At 62.0% G+C, this 10,184-nt stretch carries 12 protein-coding genes; 3 read left to right on the top strand and 9 right to left on the bottom strand.

What is annotated here, in order from left to right; translation table 11 throughout:
* From VGL01_RS13185 to VGL01_RS13155, 7 genes are all read right to left on the bottom strand, one after another.
* Positions 1 to 1,865 (bottom strand): xanthine dehydrogenase family protein molybdopterin-binding subunit (locus VGL01_RS13185; RefSeq protein WP_331569959.1); only part of this gene is annotated, 1,865 nt, incomplete at its 3' end.
* A complete protein-coding gene (locus VGL01_RS13180) occupies positions 1,862 to 2,869 on the bottom strand; it encodes a xanthine dehydrogenase family protein subunit M (RefSeq protein WP_331569957.1) in 1,008 nt (335 codons plus the stop codon). The genes VGL01_RS13185 and VGL01_RS13180, both read right to left, overlap by 4 nt.
* On the bottom strand, positions 2,866 to 3,372 hold the full coding sequence (locus tag VGL01_RS13175; protein ID WP_331569955.1) for a (2Fe-2S)-binding protein: 507 nt from the start codon (positions 3,370 to 3,372) through the stop codon (positions 2,866 to 2,868). Before VGL01_RS13175 ends, VGL01_RS13180 begins: the two co-directional genes overlap by 4 nt.
* Positions 3,373 to 3,642: 270 nt before the next feature.
* A complete protein-coding gene (locus VGL01_RS13170) occupies positions 3,643 to 4,221 on the bottom strand; it encodes a class I SAM-dependent methyltransferase (RefSeq protein ID WP_331569953.1) in 579 nt (192 codons plus the stop codon).
* A gap of 56 nt (positions 4,222 to 4,277) precedes the next feature.
* On the bottom strand, positions 4,278 to 4,817 hold the full coding sequence (locus tag VGL01_RS13165; RefSeq protein ID WP_331569951.1) for a hypothetical protein: 540 nt from the start codon (positions 4,815 to 4,817) through the stop codon (positions 4,278 to 4,280).
* Between the two features lie 174 nt (positions 4,818 to 4,991).
* Complete coding sequence (locus VGL01_RS13160) at positions 4,992 to 5,480, bottom strand: nuclear transport factor 2 family protein (RefSeq protein ID WP_331569949.1); 489 nt, start codon at positions 5,478 to 5,480, stop codon at positions 4,992 to 4,994.
* Positions 5,481 to 5,536: 56 nt separating this feature from the next.
* Positions 5,537 to 6,175 (bottom strand): TetR/AcrR family transcriptional regulator, encoded by a 639-nt coding sequence (locus VGL01_RS13155; RefSeq protein WP_331569947.1) that lies wholly within the window; start codon positions 6,173 to 6,175, stop codon positions 5,537 to 5,539.
* A gap of 86 nt (positions 6,176 to 6,261) precedes the next feature.
* On the opposite strand from VGL01_RS13155, the gene VGL01_RS13150 reads away from it, so the two are divergent.
* Positions 6,262 to 6,933: a YceI family protein gene (locus VGL01_RS13150; protein WP_331569945.1), complete on the top strand. Its 672-nt coding sequence runs from the start codon at positions 6,262 to 6,264 to the stop codon at positions 6,931 to 6,933.
* A gap of 30 nt (positions 6,934 to 6,963) precedes the next feature.
* Here VGL01_RS13150 and tdh read toward each other — a convergent pair whose 3' ends face one another.
* Both tdh and VGL01_RS13140 read right to left on the bottom strand, forming a co-directional pair.
* Positions 6,964 to 7,995 carry an L-threonine 3-dehydrogenase gene (gene tdh, locus VGL01_RS13145; protein WP_331569943.1) on the bottom strand — a complete coding sequence of 344 codons (1,032 nt, stop codon included), beginning with the start codon at positions 7,993 to 7,995 and terminating at the stop codon, positions 6,964 to 6,966.
* A 16-nt stretch (positions 7,996 to 8,011) separates the two neighbouring features.
* A complete protein-coding gene (locus VGL01_RS13140; RefSeq protein WP_331569941.1) occupies positions 8,012 to 9,211 on the bottom strand; it encodes a glycine C-acetyltransferase in 1,200 nt (399 codons plus the stop codon).
* A 162-nt stretch (positions 9,212 to 9,373) separates the two neighbouring features.
* On the opposite strand from VGL01_RS13140, the gene VGL01_RS13135 reads away from it, so the two are divergent.
* Positions 9,374 to 9,994, top strand: coding sequence for an XRE family transcriptional regulator (locus tag VGL01_RS13135; RefSeq protein ID WP_331569939.1), 621 nt, complete (start codon positions 9,374 to 9,376; stop codon positions 9,992 to 9,994).
* A 78-nt stretch (positions 9,995 to 10,072) separates the two neighbouring features.
* The coding region (locus VGL01_RS13130; RefSeq protein WP_331569961.1) for a DUF2471 family protein at positions 10,073 to 10,184 on the top strand (112 nt) is incomplete at its 3' end.

The raw sequence follows: 10,184 nt of genomic DNA, 5'->3' as shown, positions 1-10,184 counted from the left end.
GCGCGCGCCGTGCGCGGATTGATGATGCGCCCCGCGCTATAGCTGCCGACCGCGCGCCGCAGCCGCAGCAAGCCCAGTTCGGGATCGACGGCCACCTCGACGAAGATTGCGCCGAACGTCGAAATGGCTACGTCGCTGCCCTCGCCGTTCGCATTGAACGGCGCGCCGCCCGGCAAGCTGAACTCGCCGTCGGCCCTGAGCTCCGCCCGTCCGGCCTGACGCATGAGCTCGAAAATCGATTGCCCGCGCTCGTCGCTGCCGCTACGCCGGATCCGGCCATCGGCCAGCTCGGCTTGCGAATCCGGAACGCCCGCAAGTTCCGCTAGCTGAGCCCGCACGGAACGCGCCGCGTAGAGAACCGAGGCACCGACACCCATCGTCGAAGACGATCCGTAAGTCGGCCCGCCTTTCGGCAATGCCGTATCGCCCATCGACAGCGATACCTGATCGAGCGACACGCCGAGAACATCCGCCGCGATCTGCGGAAAAATCGTCAACGTGCCGGTGCCGATATCGTGGCAGCCCGTTTCGATCGTCGCTCGGCCACTCGCGTTGAGCCGTACGCGCGCCACGGACGGAAATCGAAAGCATCCCATCGAGCTCGTCGCCATGCCGCTGCCGAGCAGCCACGGTCCATCGCGTACCGGCTCCCGGGGACGTTCGTACCAGCCAAAGAGGCGCGCGCCTTCGGCGTAGGCCTCGCGCAGTTTTTTCGATGACCACGGCTTGCCTGTCGCCGGGTCCGTTTCCGCATAGTTGGCGAGACGAAAATCAAGCGGGTCCATACCCACGAGATGGGCCATTTCATCGATCGCCGAATCCAGCCCCCACAAGCCCGGTCCCTCCCACGGGGCGCGCATGGCGGTCGGATGATTCACGTTCGCATGCCGCACCTTCTGTTTCGTCTGAATCGCGGGGCTCGCATAGACGCCCTGCGACGCGGACGTCGCATGCTCGACGAATTGCTCCGCAATCGACGTCACGTTTTCGACGTCATGGCTCAACGCACTCAGGCGCCCGTCAGCTTCGGCCCCAAGCACCATGTGGTGACGCATGTCCGGTTGATAGCCGACCATCGAATACATCTGAGCCCGGCTCAACACCAGCTTGATCGGGCGTTGCAGCACACGGGCAGCCGCGGCGGCAAGCAGCTCATGCGGCCAGACGAAACCTTTACAGCCGAAACCTCCACCGGTGTGGTGGCAAATGACACGCACCTGCTCGGGCCTGACGCCGAACGCGCTCGAGAGCACGGCCTGCACGTTGTAGCCGTGCTGGGTCGTATCGAATATCGTCAGCTCGTCGCCGTCCCAGACCGCCTGGACGGCTGACGGCTCCATCGGGTTGTGATGCCGCGAAGGTTGCAGGTAATCGGCCTCGTGCCGATGCGCGGCGCTCGATAACCCCCGAGCGATGTCACCCTTCGAAAACTCGGCGGGTGCGTAGAGATTTTCCGTTGCGATGACCGCCGCGCCTTCACTTTGCGCAACGAAGGGCGAGACTTCGATGTCGGCTCGCACGAGTCGCGCGGCCTGCTCCGCTTGTTCGAGGCGCTCGGCGGCGACGATGGCAATCGCTTGGCCGTGATGGCGAATCGTCGTGTCCTGCATCGGCAGCAAGGTGATGGCCGAGGGTGCCGTCACGTTCGCAAAGTGCGGCATGTCGTCAACCGTCAATACGCGAACCACACCCGGCACCGACCCGGCCTCGTGTGTGTCGATCTGCCGAATCGTACCCGCAGGCACAGGCGAGCCGACCAGGACCACAAAAAGCGCCCCATCGAGCCGTTGATCGGCGGTGTACTTCGCCTGGCCTGTTACCTTGATGGGCCCATCCGGACGGGGCAACGCTTCGCCGATGCTCATGCGGCACCTCCTTCGGCGCGTTGCGCCGCCAACTGAAGCGCGCGCCATGCGGCGTTACGCGCGATCACGATCTTGTGTGCATTGTGCGAAAGCGCGCGGGCGGCAGCAAATTCCTGCTCGATCGCTCGACGCGCATCGGGCGATGCAACGGCCAGCCCTTGCAGATTGCGTTCGGCCCCGCTCAAGCGCCACGGCCGCATCGCCACGGACCCGAGGGCAATCCGCGCCTGGCGGATCACACCGCCATGGAGTTCGAGCCCTACCGCCGCAGAGGCAATCGCAAACTCGTAAGATTCTCGTTCGCGGACCTTCAGATAGGCTGAATTCGGCATCGCGCAGGGCAGCTCGATCGACGTAATCAGTTCGTCGTCGTCCATGACGTTGTGCTTTCGAATGCCGCGGTCGTCGGCGGGCAACGTATGAAAGTCCGCCGCCGAGACCCGACGCGTGCCGCGCGGAGATTCGATGACGATATCGGCCTCGAGCGCCGATAACGCGACTGCGGGGTCGGACGGTTGAACTGCGACGCAATCGTCGGTCCAGCCGAAGATCGCGTGCTTCTCGTTGATGCCGTGCCGTGCCGCACACCCTGAACCCGGCACACGCCGGTTGCAGGGAAGCACTTCGTCCGAACGAAAGTAAGGGCAGCGCGTGCGCTGCAACAGGTTGCCGCCGATCGAAGCGAGGTTGCGCAACTGAGCCGAGGCGGCCTTGAGGCACGCTTCGGACAGCGCGGGAAAGTCGTTCGCGACACGCGGATTGAGTGCAACCTCGTTGAGCGTGGCGAGCGCACCGATACGCAGTCCGCTCCCGCCCGGGATGCTTTCGATTCCCTTCAAGTCCTGCAGACGCGAAATGTCCACTATGTGAGCAGGGTGCTCGATACCGAGGCGCATCCAGTTCAGCAGCTCGGTGCCGCCGGCCAACAGCGCGGTCCGTTCGCCGAACCGCTTCAGCGCATCCTGGACATCGCCGGCGCGCGCGTAGGTAAATGGCTCCATCATTGCCCTCCGTTCGGCGCGCTTGCCCCAGCCTTGACGGCTTCGACGATCTGCGGGTATGACGAGCATCGACACAAGTTGCCGCTCATCCACTCTCGAATGTCGGCATCGCTTTTCGTATGACCTTCCCGCACGCAACAGACGGCGGACATGATCTGCCCCGGCGTGCAAAAGCCGCATTGAAAAGCGTCGCAGTCGATGAAAGCCTGCTGCATGGGATGCAGCGTTTCGCCTTGCGAAAGCCCTTCGATCGTCGTGACCGCGCGTCCGTCGGCCTGCGCCGCGAGCACCATGCACGCGTTCACGCGCTGCCCGTCGAGATGCACCGTGCACGCGCCGCATTCGCCGAAATTGCAGCCCTTTTTCGTGCCGGTGAGATGGAGATGCTCGCGCAAGGCATCGAGCAATGTGGTGCGCGTATCGAGCACGCAACGATGTGCGGAGCCGTTGACGTTCAACGTCAGTTCGATCACGTGCGCAATGTCTGTAGTCGGTGGGATAGCCACTTCGATCGTCTCCGTTCATCGCATTCTTGTGAACCCGCCTACCGTCGGGCAGCGGGTCTTAAAGATTAGGCGGTGACGGTAGGCGATTCAAGCGGTGCGTCCGGGGAACCTCGCCTGTGGCGAGCCCTCTTTCTACGAACTTCTGTGCGGGGCGCCAGTCCGTCGCGTCGCGCTCGCATGCATCCTTCCCGTAAAAGCTCACCATGGGCCGCCTGGTTGGCAGCCATTGCGGGCTCGGGCCGATAACGCGGGATGAACGCGAAGACGCGGTTACCGCTGAGTGCTCGACGGTTGCCGACGAAGCGCAGGCCAAACGTACAGCGTGGCAGTGCCTGGCAACCCCGATACCTTTCGCGCCGCGGCCGCTTGCCGGTCCCGAAAGCCGAACGCGAGGGACACCACCGGGGTGCCTTGCTTCAGCATGGCGTCCAGAAAGGCGGCGAGCTTCGGCATCGGCTTGATCATCAGATAGCAGGCAACGGCATCGGCGTCGCGCAGATCGCAATGGAAGAAGTTGCCTCTTTGCAGGCGAACGTTGGGTAAATGCCGCGTTCGCAAACGTGCGATCCAGTAGGGGAATGGCGATATTTCGATTCCGTGAATGCGTGCTTCGGGGAAAGCGCGAGCCAACGCGCTCACGAGCATGCCCCAGCCACAGCCGAGTTCGTATAGAACCGCCTGCTCCGGCACGCCGGCCTCTTTCAGCAAGGCAATCACTTCGGCCGCCTCCGCGCGGCTCGACGACATAGGAACGACGCCGGTCACGAAGTAATAGATCAGCACCGAGAGCGCGACGGCGATGCTGGTCGCCAATATGAACATCGCAAAGATGTCGGACATTGAAGGCATGCAGGCTCGCCTGAAATCGCTACGTCGATCTATATCCGTAGGGGCCGCGCAATTGCCTAAAACCCCAACTTCAATTGAAACCCGATCGTGAAAGGCAGATTGTCGGAAGGAATCGGTGGCACGAGAATGAAATTCATGCCAACGCGCTTATACGTCACCATGACGAGCGGTGCGGCCACCGGCCCGATCGAATGATCGTGGCCGATGCCCCATCTGCCGTAGTTGTAGCCCGAGATGATGCCGCCCATGACGGCGAGCCGAACGAATCCCCAGTGAGCGAATTCGGGCGCCCACACGCCCCCGCCGTACCACGACGGACGAGCAAGCGAATTCCGGAACCCGCCTGCGGTCAACGCCCATTGCCCGTTGAGCCAGCACTCCACGCCGAGCCCGGGATTCACGTCTTCGAAAGACTGCTCGGGATGAATGTGATGTGACGCAATCATCGCGTCGATCCAGAGTCCGCTGCCGCACCAGTTGGCCGCATGCGCCGGCACTGATGACGACAGGACACCCGAGGCAATAGTCGCCGTCGACAAGGCCGCGCGCGCGATCGATTTCCGCGCGTAGCGCGCCACCACTTTCCAACGATGCATGTCCGCTCCGTTCGCCGGTCTGGCGCCGGCCATGAGTTCTCGTTCGTACGGCTCGAGGCCGCTAGCCGCGCACTGTACCGCAATACGCCGGCAAACCGCGCACGAGGAACCGAAGACACGCTCGGTTGGAACAGATCGAACCGGCGCCATTTACGCGTGGACGGACAACCAACCTCAGAGCCCGAGATCGGACAACCCTGGATGATCGTCCGGCCGGCGCCCCAGCGGCCAGCGATAAAGCCGATCGCTTTCGCGTATCGGCAGATCGTTGATGCACGCGAACCGGCGCGCCATCAAACCATTTGCATCGAATTCCCAATTCTCGTTGCCGTAGGAGCGAAACCAATTGCCCGAATCGTCGTGCCACTCGTAAGCGAATCGCACGGCAATCCGGTTGCCGTCGTGCGCCCAAAGCTCCTTGATGAGCCGGTAATCGAGCTCCTTGGCCCATTTGCGCCGCAAGAACGCAACGATTTCCGGACGCCCATTGACGAATTCCGCGCGGTTGCGCCAGACGCTTTGCGGCGTGTAAGCGAGCGCGACGCGCTCCGGTTCGCGCGTATTCCATCCATCCTCGGCGGCGCGCACTTTCTGAATGGCGGTTTCGCGAGTGAAGGGCGGAAATGGCGGCCGCGATTCGTTCGATTGATTCGGATCTGACATGGTCTCTCCTTTACGTTCGGGCTAGTGAGAAAGTCTTTGTTCGCAAGAGCGCGCCGCTATACCGATGCGCGAGCATCGAGCAACGTCATGGCCGCGGCGCGCGCATCCCGCGCCGCGCTGGCACTGCCGCTCACGAGTGCAACGCCAATGGCCCCGTCGATCAGAATCAGCCATTGCCTGGCAAGCGATGCGGCCGCTTTTGTGTCTCGGCCTGTGTCCGCGACATAGGCGTCGCACGTCACGCGAATGAATTGCAGCAACTGCGCCTTGTGCTCGCGTGCGACCACACGAATCGGGTCTTCGGCGCAGCCGATCTCGCCCGACGCATTCAAGAACGCGCACCCATGGAAGTCCGGCGACGCAAACCATTCGCGCAGCACCTCGAACATCCCCAGCAATTGCTCGCGGGCCGTCTTCCCGCTGCGCCGCGTGCCGTCGACGAACCAGCTCATCCAGCGCTCATGACGCCGCCGCAACGCAGCGGCCACCAGCGCATCTTTCGATTCGAAGTACGTATAAAAGCTTTTGCGCGTGGTCGCGGACTGCCGGACGATGGCGTCCACGCCGGTCGCGTGAATACCCCCCGCATAAACGAGCGCCTCCGCGGCGTCGAGCAGCTTGTCGCGCACACTGCTCCCCGCCGAGCCGCGTTCGTGCGCGTGCTCGCCGGTGCCATGTCGATCCGTATTTGCCATGGCGCTATGGTGGAACGATCGTTCTACCTTGTCAATCGAGGTTTCGCATATAAGCTATAAGCCCGACCGATCGCTCAACCACTCCAATGAAAGAACTCAAGACAGCGAGCGTTAAAGCCGCGTACGCCGTGCTGTTCGCGTTGATCGCCACGAGCACCGTTTTACTGCCCGCATGCACCCCATTGCGGGTGGTGACGCATACCGTCGGCACGGACGAAGCGCGCGTTCCCGCGGGCAGCTACGCGCTCGACGCGCATCATTGGAGCATTACGTTCGATGTCGACCATCTGAAATACTCGCGCTTTACGATGCGTTTCGATAAAGCGCAGGGGACGCTCGATTGGAAGCCGGGCGGCATGGAAGCGAGCACCGTGGACGTCTCGATCGACGCATCGAGCGTCGACACCAACGTAGCGCTGCTGGACAAGCTCGTGAAAGGACCGGATATGTTCGACGCAGCGAACCATCCAACGATTCGCTTCGTCAGCACGCGCGTCATGCGCACGGGCAACGCCGAGGGCAAGCTCGAAGGGAATCTGACGATCCGCGGCGTCACGCGGCCAGTGGTGCTCGATCTGAAATTCAACGGCTACGGCGTCGATCCGCTGACCAAGGAAAACAAGCTCGGCTTTTCCGCGCAAGGACACTTCAGCCGTTCGCAGTTTGGACTGGGCACGTGGTACCCGGCGGTGGGCGACGACGTGCGCGTGAGAATCGAAGCCGAATTCGCACGGCACGCGGACGCCGAAGCCCGATAGGGGCCGACGGTCGTCGACGGCCTCAACCTCTCAAGCGTCGGTCCAGTCGAGAATCACCTTGCCGCTTTCGCCCGACAACATCGCGGCGAATGCCTGTTCGTAGTCCGCGACCGCAAAGCGGTGCGTCAGAATCGGCGACAAGTCGAGCCCGCTTTGGAGCATCGCGACCATCTTGTACCAGGTCTCGAACATTTCCCGGCCGTAGATCCCCTTGATCTCGAGGCCCTTGAAGATGACCTGATTCCAGTCGATCGCCGTCTGCGCCGGGGGAATGCCGAGCAACGCAACTTTGCCGCCGTGATTCATCGCTTCGAGCAAGCTCGTGAACGCGCTCGGGACACCCGACATTTCGAGGCCCACATCGAAGCCCTCCGTCATATGCAGTTCGGCCATGACATCGCGCAGCGATTCGCGCGCGACATTCACGGCACGGGTCGCCCCCATCTTGCGCGCGAGTGCCAGACGATAGTCGTTGACATCGGTGATCACCACGTTGCGCGCGCCCACATGCTTCGCTATCGCGGCCGCCATGATGCCGATGGGGCCCGCACCGGTGATCAAGACATCCTCTCCGACGAGGTTGAACGACAGGGCCGTATGCGTCGCGTTGCCGAAGGGATCGAAGATGGCGGCGAGATCGTCGGAGATCTCATCGGGAATCTTGAAGGCGTTGAATGCGGGAATGACGAGAAATTCGGCGAATGCACCCGCGCGGTTGACGCCGACACCCACCGTATTGCGGCACAGATGCCGGCGTCCGGCTCGGCAGTTGCGGCAAAAGCCGCAGGTGATGTGGCCTTCGCCCGATACGCGATCGCCGATTGAAAAACCGCGCACCTCCTGCCCCATAGCCACGATTTCGCCAACGTACTCGTGGCCGACATGCATCGGCACGGGAATCGTCTTTTGCGCCCAGTCGTCCCATTTCCATATATGGATGTCGGTCCCGCAGATCGCGGTCCGCTTGATGCGGATCATGACATCGTTATGACCGACCTCGGGTTTGGCCACACGGGTCAGCGTCAAGCCAGGAGCACGCTCGAGTTTCGCCAGTGCTTTCATGATTTCGCTCCTTCTCTCAAACGATGCCGAGCGATTTGCCGACTCGCTTGAACGCATCGATCGCGCGATCGATCTGTTCGGGCGTGTGTGCCGCGCTCATCTGCGTGCGAATGCGCGCACGCCCTTTCGGCACGACCGGATAAGAAAACCCGATGACGTAGACGCCTTCTTGCAACAGCGCATCCGCCATGCGTGAAGCGATTTGGGCATCCCCCAGCATGACGGGAATGATCGGATGTTCGCCCGGTACGAGCGTGAAACCGGCTGCGCTCATCGCCTCCCGAAAACGCTCACCGTTGGCACGCACCCGGCGACGCAGTTCGGCACCTTCATCGCTTCGCAAGAGATCGAGCACCGCGAGCGATGCCGCTGCGATGCTGGGTGTGAGGGTATTGGAAAACAGGTACGGACGTGAGCGCTGCCGCAGGAGTTCGACGATTTCGCGGCGCGCCGCGACGTAGCCGCCCGACGCGCCGCCAAGCGCCTTGCCGAGCGTGCCCGTCAGAATGTCCACGCGGCCCTCGACGCCGCAGAATTCGGGCGTGCCCCGGCCGTGTTCGCCGATGAAGCCGACCGCGTGCGAATCGTCGACCATCACGAGCGCGCCATAACGATCTGCCAGGTCGCAAATGCCGGCCAGGTTCGCGATGATGCCATCCATCGAAAAGACGCCATCGGTCGCAATCAGCTTGAAGCGTGCCCCGGCCGCATCGGCTTCGCGCAACTTCGCTTCGAGGTCTGCCAGGTCATTGTTCTTGTAACGGTAACGCTTGGCTTTCGAAAGCCTCACGCCGTCGATGATGCTCGCGTGATTGAGCTCGTCGCTGATGATGGCGTCGTTCTCGTCCGTCAACGTCTCGAACAATCCGCCGTTTGCGTCGAAGCAGCTCGAATAGAGAATCGAATCGTCGGTGCCCAGAAATTCCGATACGGCATGTTCGAGCGTCTTATGCACCGTCTGCGTACCGCAAATGAACCGCACCGATGCCATCCCGAAACCGTCGTTGTCGAGCCCTTGCTTCGCCGCTGCAATCATGCGGGCGTCATTCGCAAGACCGAGATAGTTGTTCGCACAGAAGTTGAGCACGTCTTCGCCGTTTGCCAGCTGGATAGCCGCGGACTGAGGACTGGCAATGACGCGCTCGGATTTGTAAAAACCGTCGGCTCGGATCTGGTCGATCGTCTTGCGCAAATGGGCAAGATAAGTTTCGCGCATCGTTGCTGCTCCTGTGAGAGTCGGTTCGAATCGCGCGCTTCCCGGATCACGGGTCGATACGCGCATGTAGCTGTTATAGTCGGTCATCGCCGATAGCGGACGATTTCAATTTTTCGAACACAAGTTCGATATACCGAACAACTTTAAGCGATCGGAAACCAAATGGCAAGCACGGGCAACCGGCGCGGCCCGCACGCGTCTTCACCCGCGGTTGGAGCAGGCGCCCCCAGCGCCGCGCCACCGCGCGTCGGTGAGCAAATTCAGCGGCTCAGAATGGATCGCAAGATGACGCTCGACGACCTGTCTCGCGCAGCGGGTGTGTCGAAGTCGATGCTGTCGGAGATCGAGCGCGACAAAGCAAACCCCACTATCGCTGTCGCATGGCGGTTGACGAACGCGCTCGGCGTCAGCCTGGACCAGTTGTTCGCAACGCACAAAGCGCCGGAGACCGTCGTCGTGGCAGGTCCACACGATATTCCGACGCTCGACGGGCACGAAGCGAAGTATCAACTGCGCGTATGGGGCCCGATCGAGCTGGCCGGCAAATTCGAATGGTATGAATTGACGTTGCAAGCCGGCGGCGCTCTCGTCTCCAATGCCCACGAACCCGGTACGCGCGAACACCTCACCGTGCTGCAAGGATCGATCGAGGTCGAGGTCGATGGCGTGGTCAAGCGCCTGAAAACCGCGGATACCGCGCGTTACGTGGCGGATGTCGATCACGCGGTGCGCAACGCTGGCAAAGGTGAAGCCAAAGCGTTGCTCGTCGTCATCCACGGATAATTTCAACGCTCGACTGGCTGCAGTCTTTGGTCCGGATACTGTATATTTGTACAGGTTATCTCGATATTCAAACCGGCCATGAGAGAACAAGACCTCGCTGCAATACGCTTGCGGGCGGCAGCCCGCGACCTCGAACAAATCGTCCGCCACATTGCGGGGCGCTACATCGTCCAGGGCGTGCCGCTGACCT

The sequence above is a fragment of the Trinickia sp. genome, from assembly GCF_036503415.1.
In the GTDB taxonomy this organism is placed as follows: Bacteria; Pseudomonadota; Gammaproteobacteria; order Burkholderiales; family Burkholderiaceae; genus Trinickia.
The sequence above is the reverse complement of the archived record's forward strand: the minus strand, read 5'-3'. Positions and strand labels throughout refer to the sequence as shown.